The sequence below is a fragment of the Flavobacterium flavipigmentatum genome, from assembly GCF_020911905.1.
Classification (GTDB): Bacteria; Bacteroidota; Bacteroidia; order Flavobacteriales; family Flavobacteriaceae; genus Flavobacterium; species Flavobacterium flavipigmentatum.
Genome location: NZ_CP087133.1, coordinates 1,848,202 through 1,865,116 on the forward strand (window position 1 = coordinate 1,848,202; position 16,915 = coordinate 1,865,116).

The 16,915-nt window shown below is 35.1% G+C and carries 15 protein-coding genes and 2 tRNA genes; 10 read left to right on the top strand and 7 right to left on the bottom strand.

Annotation, left to right across the window (positions count from 1 at the left end; translation table 11 throughout):
• Window positions 1–25: 25 nt before the first annotated feature.
• The 4 genes from mutS (at window position 26) to LNP22_RS08355 (ending at window position 3,486) form a co-directional block, all read left to right on the top strand.
• On the top strand, window positions 26–2,632 hold the full coding sequence (mutS, locus tag LNP22_RS08340) for a DNA mismatch repair protein MutS (RefSeq protein ID WP_229976130.1): 2,607 nt from the start codon (window positions 26–28) through the stop codon (window positions 2,630–2,632).
• A gap of 150 nt (window positions 2,633–2,782) precedes the next feature.
• Window positions 2,783–2,855, top strand: a tRNA-Gly gene (locus LNP22_RS08345).
• A 14-nt stretch (window positions 2,856–2,869) separates the two neighbouring features.
• A tRNA-Leu gene (locus LNP22_RS08350) sits at window positions 2,870–2,955 on the top strand.
• A gap of 156 nt (window positions 2,956–3,111) precedes the next feature.
• The gene (locus LNP22_RS08355; protein WP_229976131.1) at window positions 3,112–3,486 is read left to right on the top strand and encodes a DUF1508 domain-containing protein; all 375 of its coding nucleotides are present in this window, start codon (window positions 3,112–3,114) and stop codon (window positions 3,484–3,486) included.
• 124 nt (window positions 3,487–3,610) lie between these two features.
• On the opposite strand, the gene LNP22_RS08360 is transcribed toward LNP22_RS08355, so the two are convergent.
• Together LNP22_RS08360 and LNP22_RS08365 are read right to left on the bottom strand one after the other, a co-directional pair.
• Complete coding sequence (locus LNP22_RS08360) at window positions 3,611–3,835, bottom strand: PG1828 family lipoprotein (RefSeq protein ID WP_210664657.1); 225 nt, start codon at window positions 3,833–3,835, stop codon at window positions 3,611–3,613.
• A gap of 348 nt (window positions 3,836–4,183) precedes the next feature.
• Window positions 4,184–5,413: a 3-deoxy-D-manno-octulosonic acid transferase gene (locus LNP22_RS08365; protein ID WP_229976132.1), complete on the bottom strand. Its 1,230-nt coding sequence runs from the start codon at window positions 5,411–5,413 to the stop codon at window positions 4,184–4,186.
• A 138-nt stretch (window positions 5,414–5,551) separates the two neighbouring features.
• Between LNP22_RS08365 and LNP22_RS08370 the strand changes: the two genes are divergently transcribed.
• The 4 genes from LNP22_RS08370 to LNP22_RS08385 all read left to right on the top strand — a co-directional run bounded on the left by LNP22_RS08370 (window position 5,552) and on the right by LNP22_RS08385 (window position 8,321).
• Entirely contained in the window at window positions 5,552–6,685 is a 1,134-nt protein-coding gene (locus LNP22_RS08370) for a DegT/DnrJ/EryC1/StrS family aminotransferase (protein WP_229976133.1), read from the top strand.
• A 2-nt stretch (window positions 6,686–6,687) separates the two neighbouring features.
• The gene (galE, locus tag LNP22_RS08375) at window positions 6,688–7,701 is read left to right on the top strand and encodes a UDP-glucose 4-epimerase GalE (protein WP_229976134.1); all 1,014 of its coding nucleotides are present in this window, start codon (window positions 6,688–6,690) and stop codon (window positions 7,699–7,701) included.
• 117 nt (window positions 7,702–7,818) lie between these two features.
• Window positions 7,819–8,010 carry a hypothetical protein gene (locus LNP22_RS08380; RefSeq protein WP_229976135.1) on the top strand — a complete coding sequence of 64 codons (192 nt, stop codon included), beginning with the start codon at window positions 7,819–7,821 and terminating at the stop codon, window positions 8,008–8,010.
• The gene (locus LNP22_RS08385; RefSeq protein ID WP_229976136.1) at window positions 7,995–8,321 is read left to right on the top strand and encodes a hypothetical protein; all 327 of its coding nucleotides are present in this window, start codon (window positions 7,995–7,997) and stop codon (window positions 8,319–8,321) included. The genes LNP22_RS08380 and LNP22_RS08385 overlap by 16 nt, the downstream gene beginning before the upstream one ends.
• 86 nt (window positions 8,322–8,407) lie before the next feature.
• Here LNP22_RS08385 and fabD read toward each other — a convergent pair whose 3' ends face one another.
• Both fabD and LNP22_RS08395 read right to left on the bottom strand, forming a co-directional pair.
• On the bottom strand, window positions 8,408–9,283 hold the full coding sequence (gene fabD / locus LNP22_RS08390; protein ID WP_229976137.1) for an ACP S-malonyltransferase: 876 nt from the start codon (window positions 9,281–9,283) through the stop codon (window positions 8,408–8,410).
• Between the two features lie 73 nt (window positions 9,284–9,356).
• A complete protein-coding gene (locus LNP22_RS08395) occupies window positions 9,357–9,719 on the bottom strand; it encodes a DUF983 domain-containing protein (RefSeq protein WP_229976138.1) in 363 nt (120 codons plus the stop codon).
• A gap of 93 nt (window positions 9,720–9,812) precedes the next feature.
• On the opposite strand from LNP22_RS08395, the gene LNP22_RS08400 reads away from it, so the two are divergent.
• On the top strand, window positions 9,813–10,676 hold the full coding sequence (locus tag LNP22_RS08400) for a helix-turn-helix domain-containing protein (RefSeq protein WP_229976139.1): 864 nt from the start codon (window positions 9,813–9,815) through the stop codon (window positions 10,674–10,676).
• Window positions 10,677–11,342: 666 nt separating this feature from the next.
• On the opposite strand, the gene LNP22_RS08405 is transcribed toward LNP22_RS08400, so the two are convergent.
• The 3 genes from LNP22_RS08405 to LNP22_RS08415 all read right to left on the bottom strand — a co-directional run bounded on the left by LNP22_RS08405 (window position 11,343) and on the right by LNP22_RS08415 (window position 15,149).
• Window positions 11,343–11,876, bottom strand: coding sequence for a YceI family protein (locus LNP22_RS08405; protein WP_229976140.1), 534 nt, complete (start codon window positions 11,874–11,876; stop codon window positions 11,343–11,345).
• Between the two features lie 554 nt (window positions 11,877–12,430).
• The gene (locus LNP22_RS08410) at window positions 12,431–13,147 is read right to left on the bottom strand and encodes a pirin family protein (protein WP_229976141.1); all 717 of its coding nucleotides are present in this window, start codon (window positions 13,145–13,147) and stop codon (window positions 12,431–12,433) included.
• A 520-nt stretch (window positions 13,148–13,667) separates the two neighbouring features.
• Complete coding sequence (locus tag LNP22_RS08415; RefSeq protein WP_210664668.1) at window positions 13,668–15,149, bottom strand: helix-turn-helix domain-containing protein; 1,482 nt, start codon at window positions 15,147–15,149, stop codon at window positions 13,668–13,670.
• A gap of 162 nt (window positions 15,150–15,311) precedes the next feature.
• Here LNP22_RS08415 and aceB point away from each other — a divergent pair, with 162 nt between their 5' ends.
• Window positions 15,312–16,913 carry a malate synthase A gene (aceB, locus tag LNP22_RS08420; RefSeq protein WP_229976142.1) on the top strand — a complete coding sequence of 534 codons (1,602 nt, stop codon included), beginning with the start codon at window positions 15,312–15,314 and terminating at the stop codon, window positions 16,911–16,913.
• The last annotated feature ends 2 nt before the right edge of the window (window positions 16,914–16,915 follow it).

The following is a 16,915-nucleotide window of genomic DNA, read 5'->3' on the forward strand; positions in this document are numbered from 1 at the left end:
ATTTTTCAATTAAAAAAACAAAGATTTGGCAGCGAAAGAAAAAGTGGTAAAAGAAACACCTCTAATGAAACAGTATAACGATATCAAGAGAAAATATCCTGATGCATGTCTGCTTTTTAGAGTAGGGGATTTTTATGAAACCTTTGGTGAAGATGCAATTCGTGCTTCAAAAATTCTCGGAATAACCTTGACCAAGAGAGGGGCTGGTTCGGAGACAGAGACGGCCTTAGCTGGTTTTCCGCATCATTCTATCAATACGTATTTGCCGAAATTGGTAAAAGCAGGACTTCGTGTCGCAATTTGTGATCAATTAGAAGATCCCAAAATGACAAAAACTATCGTAAAGCGCGGTGTTACAGAATTGGTAACGCCCGGAGTTTCTTTAAACGATGAAGTGTTGCAATCCAAGACCAATAACTTTTTAGCATCTGTTTATTTTGCGAATAAAAGTATCGGAGTTTCTTTTTTGGATGTTTCGACGGGCGAATTTTTGACAGCTCAGGGGAATGCAGAGTACATAGATAAATTGCTGCAGAATTTTAATCCAAGTGAAATTCTGGTTCCAAAAAACAATAAAAATGATTTTAAAGAAGCTTTTGGAGAAGATTTTCATAGTTTTTACCTCGAAGATTGGATATACAAAGAAGATTACGCTTTAGAAATCATCACCAAGCATTTTCAAACTATTTCTTTAAAAGGTTTTGGAGTAGAGGATTTAAAAGACGGTATTATTGCCTCTGGCGCCATTTTGTATTATCTCTCCGAAACGCAACACAATCGTGTGCAGCATATTACGGCAATTCAGCGCATAGCCGAGGATGCTTATGTTTGGATGGATCGTTTTACGATTCGAAACTTGGAGCTATATCACAGTTACAATCCAAATGCTGTAACACTTTTAGATGTTATTGATAGAACGCTGTCGCCAATGGGTGGTCGTCTCCTAAAGCGTTGGTTGGCATTGCCACTAAAAGACGCGAATAAAATAAAAGGACGTCACGATGTAGTTTCGTATCTGAAATCAAATCCTGAAATCCTGCATAATATTCAATATCAAATCAAGCAAATTTCAGATTTAGAACGTTTGATTTCTAAAATCGCAGCAGGGAAAGTTTCTCCACGCGAAATAGTGTATCTAAAAGAATCATTAGATGCTATCATTCCGATAAAAACATTGGCACTCGAGAGTCCGCAAGAAGCTGTTAGAGTTATTGGAGACAGTTTGCACAGTTGTGATTTGCTGAGAGAGAAAATCAAAACAACGCTTAATCAGGATGCGCCAGTTGCAGTTGCAAAAGGTAATGCCATTGCGAAAGGAATTAATGAAGAATTAGACGATTTGAGGGCTATTTCTTCTTCAGGAAAAGAATATTTAGAAGGCATAGAAAAAAGAGAATCGGAGCGTACAGGGATTTCTTCTTTAAAAATATCTTTCAATAATGTTTTTGGGTATTATATTGAAGTTCGAAATACCCATAAAGACAAAGTGCCGGCAGAATGGATTCGGAAGCAAACTTTAGTAAATGCAGAACGTTACATTACCGAAGAATTAAAAGAATACGAAACTAAAATTTTGGGTGCCGAAGAAAAAATCCAGAAAATAGAATCGGAACTTTTTGAGCAATTAGTGGCTTGGATTGCGACATATATTAAACCCGTTCAAATGAATGCTTATTTGGTTGCGCAATTGGATTGTTTGTGCTCCTTTACGCAATTGGCGGTCGAAAATAAATATGTGTGTCCCGAAATTGATGATACTTTCGAACTTGAAATTAAAAATGGGCGTCATCCCGTTATCGAAAAACAATTGCCCGTTGGTACTCCTTATATCGCCAACGACGTTTATCTGGACAGAGAAAGCCAGCAGATTATCATGATCACAGGGCCTAATATGTCGGGGAAGTCGGCTATTTTGCGTCAAACGGCTCTCATTGTATTACTGGCTCAAATGGGAAGTTTTGTTCCGGCAGACAGCGTTAGAATGGGTATTGTAGACAAAATCTTTACCAGAGTAGGTGCATCGGACAATATTTCGATGGGAGAGTCTACTTTTATGGTCGAAATGAATGAAACCGCATCAATTTTGAATAATATTTCAGACAGAAGTTTGGTTTTATTAGACGAAATAGGAAGAGGAACGAGTACTTATGACGGAATTTCGATTGCCTGGGCTATTGCCGAATTTTTACATGAGCATCCGGGAAGAGCAAAAACGTTGTTTGCGACACATTATCACGAGCTGAATGAAATGACAGAATCATTGCCAAGAATTCAGAATTATAATGTGGCTGTAAAAGAATTGAAAGATACGGTTCTTTTTATTAGAAAACTGGTAAAAGGAGGAAGTGCGCATAGTTTTGGTATACATGTGGCAAAAATGGCCGGAATGCCACAAACGGTTATTTTGAAAGCACAAAAACTTTTAAAGAAATTAGAGAAAAATCATTCCAGTGATGCTTTAAACGGAATCAAATCTGCAAATGACGAGATGCAAATGAGTTTCTTTAATTTGGATGATCCGTTGTTAGAGCAGATAAAAGAGGAGATTTTAAGCTTAGATATCAATGCAATTACGCCTGTAGAAGCACTGATGAAGCTTAATGAGATAAAAAGAATGTTGGTTAGGAAATAATTTTAGTGTTTAAAGTTTAGGTTATCAGAAGGTTATAAAATAAGTGTAATTTTTTTTGAAAAAAGGCTTGTTTAATTGAATAAATGTCCTAAATTTGCATCCGCAATACAGAACAACTCTGGTGTTGCAGTTCTTACTAGAATTTGAAACGCGAAAATAGCTCAGTTGGTAGAGCGCGACCTTGCCAAGGTCGAGGTCGCGGGTTCGAGCCCCGTTTTTCGCTCAAAACCATACAATGCTCGGATGGTGAAATTGGTAGACACGCTGGACTTAAAATCCAGTGAACAGCAATGTTCGTGCGGGTTCAAGTCCCGCTCTGAGTACTAAAGCCTCTTCTTTTGAAGGGGCTTTTTTTATGGTGTAAACTTAGTTGTTAGTAAAAATAAATTTGCGAAGTAAATTTATTTCGCGGATCAACAATCAACAATCAACAATCAACAATCAACAATCAACAATCAACAATCAACAATCAACTGTAAATGGGTGCTTTTGTAATTAGTAAAAGGTTTAATGATGAATATAAATTTGTATTTACTTCTCGGAAAGGAAAAGTGATTTTTACAAGTTTGAGTTATGAATTGAAGTTTGAATGTGAAGAGGATATTGAAAGATTTAAAGCAAGTATCGAAACGGCTAGCTTTTTAAAGTTTAAAGGCTCAGGAGGGAAATATTTCTTTAAATTGATGTTAGGTAGCGATCACTTTGCTACAAGTCGAAAATACACAACAGAATTACTTTTGCAAAAAGGTATAAAAGAAATTGTGCAATATGGGTCTAAGGCAGAGATTTTGGATTTCTCTTCTAATGATTCGATTTTTGAAGATGAGATGGTAGGTGAAGAGGTGATTGAATAAAAAAAAGCGTTCTGAATATTTCAAAACGCTTTTTTTATTGCAACTGATTAAAATTTAAGATTTAATCAAATAAAAAAAAACCATCACAATGGATGGTTTTAAAATCGTTAGAACTAAGTTCTAATTATTTTTTTACTTCTTTAGCAGCTTCTTCAACTTTTGCAGCAGCTGAATCAACAGTAGCAGCAGCTGAATCTACAGTAGCAGCAGCAGAATCAACTACAGCAGCAGCAGAATCAACAGTTACAGCAGTAGAATCTACAGCTTCAGTAGCTGCAGCGTCAGCTTTTTTACAAGATACAACAGTTAAAACAGCAACAACAGCTAAACTTAAAAATACTTTTTTCATCTTACTTTATTATAAAAGGTTAATTATTAATTCGTGGCAAAGATATAAATTTTTTAATATGTAAAATATTTTTTCATATTTTTTTTAAAATATTTTCGTTGCTCACGATTATCTTATTTATCAATAAATATGCCAAAACTACAATATTGCAATATATTATTGTATTTTTTGTATTATTTATTTTTTGTTGAATTTTTAAAAAACAATTGGCTTTTTTGATTTGTTTAGTTGCGGTTTATTTTCCTTTTGATTGATTATTCGGTAAGCCGCAAAAGCTAAAATAAGCTCCTTTAAAGCATTTTTTTTGTAAAATTAGTATCAAAACTATGTATTGGTGTTTTAGAATGCTCAGGATATCGTTTTTAATATGCATTCTGTTGCTCCTTTGTTGTCTTGAATGTACGACTTACAAATTGTACCTTTTTCTTTCAGAAAACTTTCATCTGTAAGCAGTCTATCAAAAGTAGAATTTAACTCTTCTTTGTTAGCAATAACCATACAGCCTCCTATAGCTACCAATTGAACGGCTTCTGCAAAATTAGAATAATTTGGTCCAATCACAATCGGAATTCCAAATGTTGCGGGTTCTAATATGTTGTGAATACCAGGATTTCCAAAGCCTCCGCCTACATAAGCAATCGTTCCGTAGCTGTAGATTTTGGTCAATAACCCAACGGTATCAATAATAAAAACTGTATAATCGGCTAAATTTTTATTTTCTTTATCTGAGAACAATACGGTTGGTTTTGTGATTTGAGCTTTAAGATTGGCAATTTGTTCTGTTTTTATATTATGAGGAGCAATGATAAATTTTATATTTTCGGGAGCTTGGTTGATGTATTCAATTAGCAGGGTTTCGTCTTTTGGCCAAGAGCTTCCGATGATTACAGTGGGTTTGTTGTTTGTAAAACCGGATATAAAATCTATATGATTGTCTCGTTCCAGAATTGCTGCCACGCGGTCAAATCGGGTATCGCCAGAAATAATTACGTTATGAAAGCCAATTGCTTCAATTTTTTCTTTCGAACTTTGATTCTGAACAAAAAAACACGTAAAAGTTTCAAGCGCTTTTCGATAAAATCCGCCATACCATTTAAAAAACATTTGATTGTCTCTAAAAATTCCTGAGATCAAATAAGTAGGTGTTTTTAGTTTTTTTAATTCGTTGAGATAGTTCAGCCAAAATTCGTATTTTATGAAGAAAACCATTTCCGGATGTGCCAATTTTAAAAATTTGCTTGCATTGTTTTTGGTATCTAAAGGCAGGTAAACAGTGACATCGGCAACAGTATTGTTTTTTCTTACCTCATAACCTGAAGGCGAAAAAAAAGTAATGATAATTTTGTGAGAAGGATGTTTTTCTTTTATTTTTTCTATCACTGGCAGACCTTGTTCGTATTCGCCAAGTGAAGCTGCATGAAACCAGATCGTCTTATCTAAAGGTTTTATTTTTTCTTCCAAAATGGCAAATACATTTTTTCGGCCTTCAACAAAAAGTTTAATTTTTGGGCTAAAAAGTACGATGATTTTTAGAAAAAACGACGCAATAGAAACAACTAAATTATAGAGAAAAAGCATGAGTTTATTTTTGGGGCTAAAATACGTTTCTTTCGATTATTTTCATTGTTTGAAGGTATTAAATAACTATTTTTGTTCTTTGTTTTAATGATTCGGTTGTAAAATCAAATCTTAAAGTTTTAAATTAAAGAAAGATAAATGAAAAAAATTCAAATGGTTGACTTAAAAGGTCAATACGAAAAAATAAAAGCAACTGTAGACGCTTCAATCCAAGAGGTTTTAGAAACCAATACTTATATTAATGGGCCTTTAGTTCATCAATTTCAAGCTGATTTAGAGCAATATTTAGGTGTTAAACATGTTATTCCGTGTGCAAACGGAACTGATGCTTTGCAAATTGCTATGATGGGGCTTGATCTGAAACCCGGCGATGAGGTAATCACGGCAGATTTTACATTTGCAGCAACTGTAGAGGTTATCGCTTTGCTTCAACTTACGCCAGTTTTGGTGGATGTTGATATGAATAATATGAATATTTCGCTTGACGGAATTAGAAAAGCGATTACGCCAAAAACCAAGGCAATTGTTCCTGTACATTTATTTGGTCGTGCAGCCAATATGGATGCCATTATGGCAATTGCCAACGAGCATAATCTCTATGTAATTGAAGATAATGCACAAGCAATTGGAGCCGATTATAACTTAAAAGATGGTTCTAAAAAGAAGGTAGGAACAATTGGTCACGTGGGCGCAACTTCTTTTTTTCCTTCTAAAAATTTAGGTTGTTATGGAGATGGAGGTGCAATTTTCACCAACGATGATAAATTGGCGCACATCTTGCGAGGTATTGTAAATCATGGAATGTACGAAAGGTACCATCATGATGTAGTAGGCGTAAATTCGCGTTTAGATAGTATTCAGGCCGGAGTTTTAAAAGCTAAATTGCCTAATTTAGATGCTTATAATAAAGCACGACAAGATGCAGCAAGAAAATACAGCTTGGCTTTGAGTGTGAATCCAAATATTTGGGCGCCAACCATTTGTGAAAGTTGTGATTGCCACGTTTTTCATCAATATGTGATAAGAATCTTGAATGGACAACGTGACGGATTATTAGCGCATTTGCAGGAAAAAGGCATTCCATGTGCCATTTATTACCCGATTCCGTTGCATAGCCAAAAAGCGTACGCTAGTCCTCGATATAAAGAAGAAGATTTTCCAGTAACCAATCAGCTCTGTAAAGAAGTAATTGCATTGCCTATGCACACCGAGTTAGATGACGAGCAAATTAAGTTTATTACCGATTCTGTTTTAGAGTTTTTAAATAATTAAAAATGAAAATATTAGTAACAGGAGGATTAGGATTTATTGGTTCGCATACAGTAGTCGAACTGCAAAATGAAGGCTTTGAGGTGGTGATAATCGATAACCTCTCAAATTCTTCTGAAGATGTTTTGAAAGGGATTGTTAAAATAACAGGAAAAGAGCCTTTATTTGAAAAGTTAGATTTAAGAGAAAAGGCAGCGGTTCAGAATTTCTTTAAGATACACAGTGATGTTGCCGGAGTCATTCACTTTGCAGCTTCAAAAGCGGTGGGAGAAAGTGTCGAAAACCCTTTGTTGTACTATGAAAACAATATTAGCTCATTAGTGTATCTGTTGCAAGAATTACAGCAAAAAACAGAGGCAAGCTTTATTTTTAGCTCTTCTTGTACAGTGTACGGTCAAGCCGAAAAGATGCCAATTACAGAAGATGCTCCTGTACAGGTTGCAATGTCTCCTTATGGAAATACCAAACAAATAGGAGAAGAAATAATTACTGATACGGCAAAAGTTACTAATATCAGAGCAATTTTGTTGCGTTATTTTAACCCGGTGGGAGCTCATGAAACTACTGAAATTGGAGAATTACCATTAGGTGTTCCTCAAAATTTGGTTCCGTTTATTACCCAGACCGGAATAGGATTACGAAAAGAATTATCTGTTTTTGGAAATGATTATCCAACACCTGATGGAACTGCGATTCGTGATTACATTCATGTTGTCGATTTAGCGAAAGCGCATGTAATAGCATTGCAACGCTTGCTGAATAAAAAGAATTTGCACAAAGTAGAGACTTTCAATTTAGGAACAGGGAAAGGAAGTTCTGTTTTGGAGGTTATTACTAGTTTTGAAAAGGTAAGCGAAAAGAAAATACCTTACCAATTTATGCCACGTCGCGAAGGCGATATCACTGAAGCGTATGCAAATACAGATAAAGCCAATACTGTTTTAGGTTGGAAAGCAGAGTTAACATTAGACGAAGCAATGGCAAGCGCTTGGAAATGGGAGCAAAAGGTTCGCTCTTAGTCTGAGTTGCAATAGCACTTTTTAGATAAAAAATAAAATCCCAAATGATCATTTGATTATTTGGGATTTTTTGTTGTAATGAATTTATTGTAAATTCGTTATCTAAAGAAACGGATTATGAACGAGAAGAAAGAAAATAATAACAATAAAGTTGAAGAACCTGCACTACAATATGATTCTCGACAACCAAAATTTAAAGGCATAGACCCAGATACTTTTGATTTTGATGCTGAGTTTGCTAAAGGATTGACTCCAGAGGAAGCAAAAGAGGAATCTATTAAAAGAATCAGAGAATGGTGGGGAAAATAGTAGTTTTCTTTACCCCAGATGTTATTCGGTATCTTGATGATTTGGTTAGAGTTTTATATAAAAAAGAATATTTTGGTTTTGTAGAATCTGCGGAAGAATATGTTTCTGATATTTATGATGCAATTCCTGAAAGAGTAAAAAAGATTCCTCACAAAAAATCACCGCATTCACTACAATATTTAGGTTCTCAATATGTTTTTTATAAAACGAATACACGAACAACTTGGTATATTTTCTTTGAAAAAAGAGATCACAATTATTTGATAACGGGTATTATTAATAATTACTGTATCGAAGCAAAAGAGCTCTGAAATAAAAAATCCTCACAAACTTATTTAGTTTATGAGGACTTTGCTTTATGTAGATTTTCTATGAAAAACTAGTTTTTGTCTGCAAATTATGCATTAGCAGTAACCGCTTCTTTATCAATTTTTCCAATAAGGCCTGTTAATACTTTTCCTGGTCCAACTTCTGTAAATAAAGTAGCGCCATCAGCGATCATTTGTTGTACAGATTGAGTCCATTTTACAGGCGCAGTCAGCTGAATAATTAAATTCTTTTTGATCTCGTTTGCATCAGAAACAGCACTTGCTGTTACGTTTTGATATACAGGACAAATAGGTGTGGAGAATGTAGTGGCTTCTATTGCGGCGGCCAATTCTTCTCTTGCAGGCTCCATCATGGGTGAGTGAAAAGCTCCTCCAACAGGCAAAATCAAAGCACGTTTTGCCCCTGCTGCTTTCATGGCTTCACAAGCTTTTTCAACTGCAGTTGTCTCTCCAGAAATTACTAATTGTCCCGGGCAGTTGTAGTTGGCTGCAACCACAACACCATCAATAGAGGCACAAACTTCTTCTACTACATTATCTGCCAATCCTAAAACGGCAGCCATTGTCGAAGGTGTAATTTCGCAGGCTTTTTGCATCGCCAAAGCACGTTTTGAAACTAGTTGTAAAGCGTCTTCAAAAGACAAAGTTCCGTTGGCAACTAATGCCGAAAATTCGCCTAACGAATGTCCTGCAACCATTTCGGGCTTAAAATCTTCTCCTAAAGTTTTGGCTAAAATAACTGAGTGTAAAAATACTGCTGGTTGTGTAACTTTTGTTTCTTTTAGTTCTTCGGCAGTACCTTCAAACATGATATCTGTAATTCTAAAACCTAAAATTTCATTGGCTTTTTCGAATAATTCTTTGGCCAAAGCCGATGTTTCATATAAGTCTTTGCCCATTCCTGTAAATTGTGCGCCCTGACCCGGAAATACGTATGCTTTCATTTGTCTAATTTAAAGATTGAATTTTTTATAATTGAAAAATTAGCTTCAATTGAAAGGCAAAAATAGTATTTTTTTAGCTCGTATAATCCTTAAACATGTAAATCCATGCTAATCTTGAAAATCGGAGATTGAAAGAAGTGAGTAAGATAATTACAACGGCAATAATTGGAATGATTCGTAGATCGAAAGTTTTTTCGAAAAAAAATTGTGCAATACAATAAGTAGCAATACCTTGCGCAACGGTTAGTCCGTAATTTACGTACATGGCACCAAAAAAATAACCAGGCTCTTTTTGAAATTTATAGTGGCAATGACTGCACGTCTCGTTCATTTTTGGCAGACCAAAATTAAGGAAGATGTTTTTGTCTTTAAATACTTTTCCTTTATGACAATTAGGACATTCGTTTTTTAAAATATGGCTGAGTGCGTTCGACATGATGTTGTTGATTTTATTTATACAAAGGTATTTAGCATTTCTTTGAAACCTTTTTTATATCTTCGCTAATTATAGGACAATAAAGACATTCTCATGAAAAAGTATCCGGTTTATAGTCTTCAAAATTTCAGTTGCAATGATATTCAGCGGGATTTTTATATAAATACTTTTAAAGAGCATCTAAAAAATCATCGTTTTGTCGAAGAACCCCACCGCCACGACTCGTATGTAATGGTTTTTTTTACGGATGGTTCAGGAATACACGAAATTGACTTTGATAAGTTCGAAATAAAACAAGGAAGCTTATTTGTGTTGCAGCCCGGACAAATTCATCACTGGAGTTTATCAGAAGATATTGAGGGTTTTGTAATTATTTTTTCGCAGGAACTTTATAATTTATACTTCGGACAGAAAAAAATCAACGATTATAATTTTTATCATTCGGTACATAATCGCCCTGAAATTGTTTTTAAGAAAAATGAAATACCTAAAATTTTGCCGTATTTTGACTTGTTAATTCAGGAGAATCTTCAAAACAACAAATTGCAGGTAGACATGATGCTAAATTTATTAGATTGCATCAATATCGAAATTTCGCGTAAATACAGTGAGACTTATTCGCATCAGGTACATTCGTATAACATTAAAATCAACATGTTTGAATTGCTTTTAGAGCAGTATTTCACAATAGAAAAACTGCCTTCTTTTTATGCCGAAAAATTAAATATTACATTGAAACATCTGAATAGAATCTGCAACGAAATTTTACAAAAAACCGCAACCGAAGTAATCGTAGATCGTGTTATTCTCGAAATAAAAAGAATGTTGATCGACAAAGAATTAGCGGTTAATGAAGTGGCTTTTAAAGTTGGGTACGAAGATTATTCATATTTCTCCAGATTTTTTAAAAAACAAACCGGAATGTCTCCCACCGAATTTCGAAATACTCCAAGATGATTTTGCCACTAATTACACAAATTTCCACGAATTATTTTTTCGTTTATTGACTAAAATATTTTTATGCCACAGATTAAAAAGATTTTCACAGATTTAAATCTATAGAATCGTTTAATCTGTGGCAAACTAAAAAAAAATGCCTGCACTTTTCAAAAACAAACCGGAATGTCTCCCACCGAATTTCGAAATATTTCAAGATAACTTTGCCACTAATTGCACAAATTTCCATGAATTATTTTTTCGTTTATTGACTAAAATATTTTTATGCCATAGATTAAAAAGATTTTCACAGATTTAAATCTATAGAATCGTTTAATCTGTGGCAAACTAAAAAAAAATGCCTGCACTTTTCAAAAACAAACCGGAATGTCTCCCACCGAATTTCGAAATACTTCAAGATAACTTTGCCACTAATTACAAAAATTTCCACGATTTATTAGTTTAACTTTTTTGCCACAGATTAAAGGATTATTTTGATTTTGAATCTGTAAAAATCTTCTAATCTGGGACAGGAAAAGATCCCGTTTTTTACAGAAAAAAATTAGTGAAAATTTGTGTAATTCGAGGTAAACTTTTTTTAGGACAAGACGGCAAACAAAAAAAGCCTGCACTTCCTAAAAAGTGCAGGCTTTTTAACCAACCAAATTAAACCTATTATTATGCGTATTATGCTTGTTTTGCAAATTGTAATTCGATGTGCAATTTTACTTCTTCGCCAACCAAAACACCACCAGTTTCAAGCACTGAGTTCCAGTTTAAGCCCCAATCTTTACGATTGATTTTTCCTTCGATGCTCAATCCCACTTTTGTATTTCCCCACGGATCAGTCATGATTCCGCTAAAATCTACAGGAAAAGTTACTGATTTAGAAATGCCTTTGATAGTTAAATCTCCAGTTATTTCATAATCTCCTGCATCAATTTTTTTGAATGATGAAGCTTTGAAAGTCAGTTTTGGATTGTTTTCAACATCAAAGAAATCGGCGCTTCTTAAGTGACCATCTCTGTCTGCATTAGCAGTGTCGATAGAGGCGATATCACCAGAGAATTCGATAGCAGCATTTTCAAAATTATCACCATCTGTAGTGATTGTTGCATCGTAAGTTCCGAATTTTCCTGAAACATTTGTAAACATCATGTGTTTAACTTTAAAACCAATTTCTGAGTGTGTTGGGTCAATTGCCCATTTTGTAGTTGCCATAATTTTTATTTTTAAATAGTTATTTCATTTTGATAGGACAAAGTTACGATCAGAGTATTCGAAACGCACTTAACCTAGATTAAGAAATAAAAGGGTGTATGTTATCTGAAGCAATTCTGAGTTTTTTTTATGAGCTTGAATAGGAGACAAACGAAGTAAGATACATTATAGAAAGAAACAGTGTCAATTTACGTGAAATTTCACGTCTGTGATGTCAAATTTCACGTCCGTGATGCCAAATTTCACGTCTGTGATGTCAAATTTCACGTCCGTGATGCCAAATTTCACGTCCGTGACGTCAAATTTCACGTCTGTGATGCCAAATTTCACGTCCATGATGTAAAATTTCACGTCCGTGACGTCAAATTTCACGTCTGTGATGCCAAATTTCACGTCCTTGACGTAAAGTTTCACGTCCGTGATGCAAAGTTTCGGTGTTGTTTAGGATTCTTCGGTCGTTTTAGCGAAAGCGGAATAAAAAAAGAAACGATAAATACCTGTAAAATCAGGCAATTTATCGTTTCTTCAGAAAAAAGTAGGTGTTGTTTTGCTACTTAATAATTCATCGGAATATCCATTAATAACAACTCAGCGTCTGTATTGGCTTTGATGTTCAAAACGTCAGTTTCAGAAATTCCTATGGCATCACGAGTGTTTAATTCCTGACCGTTGATGGTTACATTTCCTTTTAAAACGAATGCATAAACACCATTGCCTTCTTTTTTTATTTTGTATTCAGATGTCAAACCTGCATCAAAATTACCCATATTAAACCAGGCATCTTGATGAATCCAAACTCCTTCATCGTCTGCATTTGGAGACAAAATTTGCGAAAATTTGTTGTGTCTGTCTGCTACGTCTAATGTTATTTGTTGGTAACGAGGTGTTACATTTCTTTTGTTCGGAAACAACCAAATTTGCAACAATTTTGTTTGCTGATCGGCATTCGGGTTAAACTCGCTGTGCTGTACCCCAGTTCCGGCACTCATTACCTGAATATCACCATTTTTGATGATTTCGGTGTTTCCCATGTTGTCTTTGTGGGCTAAATCTCCTTCAAGCGGAATCGTAATGATCTCCATATTGTCATGAGGATGTGTCCCAAAACCCATTCCGCCCGCAATCGTATCATCGTTTAAAACACGAAGTGCTCCAAACTGAATTCTTTCTGGGTTGTACCAGCTTGCAAAACTAAAACTGTGGTAAGCGTTAAGCCATCCGTGGTTGGCATTTCCTCTTGTTGCTGCTTTGTGTACGACTATATTTTCCATGATGTTGTATTTTATATTATTTATGATACAAATTTACGACCAACAGCAATAAAAGGCACTTAACCTAGATTAAGAAAGTTGCTGAGGTCTTGCGTTGAAGATTTTTTCAGGAGCAGTAATTTTAGTTTCAAAAGACTTCTCGTCCTGCTATCCGCTATATCTATTGTTGCGAACCCCGCAACAATAGGATGCCGCTGCTATCAGGGCTACACTAGAAATTTTATTTTCATAATTAGTCATGTGAGAAAAGGTGCTAAGGGGTTAAGGTACAAAGTAACAAAGTAACAAAGTAGCAAAGTAACAAAGTAGCAAATGTTTTAAAAACGTTGCTTTGCATTGACTAAAAGACAAAGTAACCACACAGTCTGTCATCCCGACGAAGGAGGGATCTCCACAAGTAACTCCATAACGTAAATCGCCAATCTTTGTCGAGCTACTCGCGGAGATTCCTCGTTCCTCGGAATGACAAGATTGCGCACAAAATCAGCAATCAGCAATCAAAAATCTAAAATCAAAAACCTTAACTATACTGCGTAATATACTGTTGTACCACAGCATCAGTATCTTCATGGCGTTTTTTCTTTTCGAGCGCAATCGGCGGAGCAGCTCTTTCTAAACAATCTTTCACCGCGCAGGTTTCGCAGGTAACACCCACAATTCTTTTTACCAAAGGTTTCCCTTCAATAAATTTGAATTTCTTTTTCATAGCGGCATTAATCAAAATCCCGACAGAAATACTTCTGATGCAATTTTCTACAAAAGGATCTTTTGTAGCCGATGAAAAGACCAAATATTCATTGCCACTGTTTTCATAACTCGAAATCTGAGCGTCAAAAAAGTGTGGTTTGTTTTGCCTAATGGCCTCATCTATGGTTTTTGTAGAAACCCATCTTCTGCAATAATGCTCGTTGGTTTCATTGGCATGCGGTTCTTGTTGGTTGGTAATATGCAACTCTTTTTTTATTCGGTATTTATCCGAACCAATTTTGTGAGACATTCTCAAAAAGAATAAATTTTTCAAATGAAAATCTTTCGGTAATAAATTGGTCAACCTCTGGTAAAAAGATTCTGGAGAAACTTCAAAACTTGCTATAAGAGCAACAAATTCCTCTGGATTTGGTTTTTCATTATTCAAAAAATTATTAATCTTTTCTACTACTAATTGTCTTGGCAAGAGTAGTGCTCCTGCAAAGTAAGAAGCGTAAAAATTATGCAAAACCTGATCAAAATTGTCAAATTTTATCCAGCTAAACGTTAATAAACGATCTGATAATTGCAGGTAATTATAAGCAATTTCTTTGGCTAAAACAAAGGCTTTCTGAGGCGCGTCGATTTCTGTAGAAAGCAATAAAGTCTTGCTTTTTGGTACATAAATCGAGCGCAAATCGCCCAAAGCTTCCTGATCTTTAAAAGCAATTTCTTTAATGGTATAATCGTATTCTTCTTTTAGAATAGCTTCTAATTCCTCAATGCTAATTTTCGAATTTAAATTAATTTGAAAGGAATTCGAAAATTCAATTACTTTCTGTTCTAAATCTTCAAAATAATTACTGTGCGCTTCCTGATACGAACGTAAAGCAGCCAGAAAAAAACTTTCGCGACTTAAATTATAGTGTTGTGCAATTTCGATAATGGTACTAATAAAAGCATTGACTTTTGCAGGTGCATTGGCAATAATATCGATCAAATCGGCTTCCTGAATACCAAAAAGCTCTAGCGGAATCTCTTTCAAAATTCCTGATTTTAAGATTTCGCCAATCGGAGCGAGGTTATTGTCGAGTTTGAGGGAAACCATTTGGTCGTAACTCGTCTCCAAATGTTCACACAAAAGCAAAATTTTATCGGTTTTTGGATATTTTTTTCCCTTTTCAATCTCGTTCAGATACGATTTTGAAAGATTTGTCAATTTGGCTAAGCCAAAAAGAGAAAGATTTTTTTGCGTTCTAATTTGCTTGAGTTTGAGCCCAAATATCAGCTTTATATAGTCTTTTTCGATGTCCATAAATCAAATATAAGCATTAAAAAAATAATCGCCAAAAAATTATTTTACACATTTAGCGAACGTTCGCTTGTTTTGTAAAAAACTTTTTTCTAATATTGTGGTGTCGAAAGTATTGAACATCAATTTTCTATTAAAATTATTGAAACAGATAAATCAACCGCTATGAAAAACCAATTAGAGATTACCGACACGGCAATGGAATTTTTAGCCGAAAAGAAGCTTTCTTATTCAGCAATCTGGACAGATGAAGCCATTTCTTTTATTATCGATTTGCATCGAAAATTCGAATCGCAACGCAAATTGTTGTTGTTACAACGTGATCAAAAGCAAGTCGAGTTTGATAAAGGGGTGATGCCAACTTTTCCTTCAGAAACCAAAACGATCAGAGAAAGTAATTGGGTAGCGAGGCAAATTCCGAAAGATTTGTTAGATAGAAGAGTTGAGATTACAGGACCTGTTGATCGTAAAATGATCATCAATGCATTAAATTCAGGAGCCAAAACCTTTATGGCCGATTTTGAAGACAGTACTTCACCAACCTGGCAAAATTTGATGGATGGACAATTGAATCTTATAGATGCGGTAAACAAAACGATTTCTTATACAGATGCCGTTAAAAACAAGGCGTATGAATTAAAAGATAAAATTGCCACTTTAATTGTGCGCCCAAGAGGTTTGCACCTTTTAGAAAAGCATCTTCTAATTGATGGAAATCCGGTTTCGGGTTCGCTGGTAGATTTTGGTTTGTATGTTTTTCATAATCATAAAAAATTGCTCGAAAACAATTCTGGGCCGTATTTCTATATTCCAAAGCTAGAACATTATTTAGAAGCGCGTTGGTGGAATACGGTGATTGATTTTACCGAGGATTACTTAAAATTAGAACGAGGAACAATCAAAGTAACGGTTTTAATAGAAACCATTACAGCGAGTTTTCAGCTGGATGAAATTATCTACGAATTAAAAGAACATATCGTAGGATTGAATTGTGGTCGTTGGGATTACATTTTTTCATACATCAAAAAATTTCGTAAAAATCCGAAGTTTATCGTTCCTGATCGCGATCAGGTTAATATGACTTCACCGTTTATGAATGCGTATTCGAATCTGGTAATTCAGAGGTGTCACAAACGTGGGATTCACGCTATTGGTGGGATGGCGGCTCAAATTCCGATAAAAAATAATGAAGAGGCTAATGCTGTCGCTTTCGCGAAAGTGAAAACCGATAAGGAACGTGAAGTTCGCAATGGCCACGACGGCACGTGGGTCGCGCATCCGGATTTAGTGCCATTGGCAAAAGAGATCTTTGATGCTGGAATGCCAAGTCCGAATCAAATTCACATCAAAAGAGAACACCGCAAAATTACTGAAGCAGATTTGATCGAGCCACCGATTGGAATTATAACCGAAAATGGCGTTCGCAAAAACATCAATGTGGGCGTTTTGTATTTGGCTTCTTGGCTAAATGGGCAAGGCGCAGCAGCATTACACAATTTGATGGAAGACGCAGCAACTGCCGAAATTTCGAGATCGCAATTGTGGCAATGGCTTCAAAATAATGTGGTTTTAGAAAATGGTCAAAAATTGGATTTGGCGTATTATCACGAATTGGCCTTGGATGAATTTAAGAAAATTAAAGACGAATGGGGTGAGGAAATTTACGAAAAAAGACAGTTTCCTTTGGCCGAAAAAGTTTTAGAAAGATTAGTCGTAAATACTGATTTTGTTGACTTTTTGACGATTCCCTGTTACAAATATTTATAAAA

Coding starts and splice junctions, on each gene's coding strand:
- LNP22_RS08395 (WP_229976138.1), bottom strand. CDS start 9,719: ATGTCGAACGCACTCAGCCATATTTTAAAAAACGAATGTCCTAATTGT.
- LNP22_RS08365 (WP_229976132.1), bottom strand. CDS start 5,413: ATGCTTTTTCTCTATAATTTAGTTGTTTCTATTGCGTCGTTTTTTCTA.
- LNP22_RS08400 (WP_229976139.1), top strand. CDS start 9,813: ATGAAAAAGTATCCGGTTTATAGTCTTCAAAATTTCAGTTGCAATGAT.
- fabD (WP_229976137.1), bottom strand. CDS start 9,283: ATGAAAGCATACGTATTTCCGGGTCAGGGCGCACAATTTACAGGAATG.
- aceB (WP_229976142.1), top strand. CDS start 15,312: ATGAAAAACCAATTAGAGATTACCGACACGGCAATGGAATTTTTAGCC.
- LNP22_RS08415 (WP_210664668.1), bottom strand. CDS start 15,149: ATGGACATCGAAAAAGACTATATAAAGCTGATATTTGGGCTCAAACTC.
- LNP22_RS08370 (WP_229976133.1), top strand. CDS start 5,552: ATGAAAAAAATTCAAATGGTTGACTTAAAAGGTCAATACGAAAAAATA.
- galE (WP_229976134.1), top strand. CDS start 6,688: ATGAAAATATTAGTAACAGGAGGATTAGGATTTATTGGTTCGCATACA.
- LNP22_RS08410 (WP_229976141.1), bottom strand. CDS start 13,147: ATGGAAAATATAGTCGTACACAAAGCAGCAACAAGAGGAAATGCCAAC.
- LNP22_RS08385 (WP_229976136.1), top strand. CDS start 7,995: ATGGTGGGGAAAATAGTAGTTTTCTTTACCCCAGATGTTATTCGGTAT.
- LNP22_RS08405 (WP_229976140.1), bottom strand. CDS start 11,876: ATGGCAACTACAAAATGGGCAATTGACCCAACACACTCAGAAATTGGT.
- LNP22_RS08355 (WP_229976131.1), top strand. CDS start 3,112: ATGGGTGCTTTTGTAATTAGTAAAAGGTTTAATGATGAATATAAATTT.
- LNP22_RS08380 (WP_229976135.1), top strand. CDS start 7,819: ATGAACGAGAAGAAAGAAAATAATAACAATAAAGTTGAAGAACCTGCA.
- LNP22_RS08360 (WP_210664657.1), bottom strand. CDS start 3,835: ATGAAAAAAGTATTTTTAAGTTTAGCTGTTGTTGCTGTTTTAACTGTT.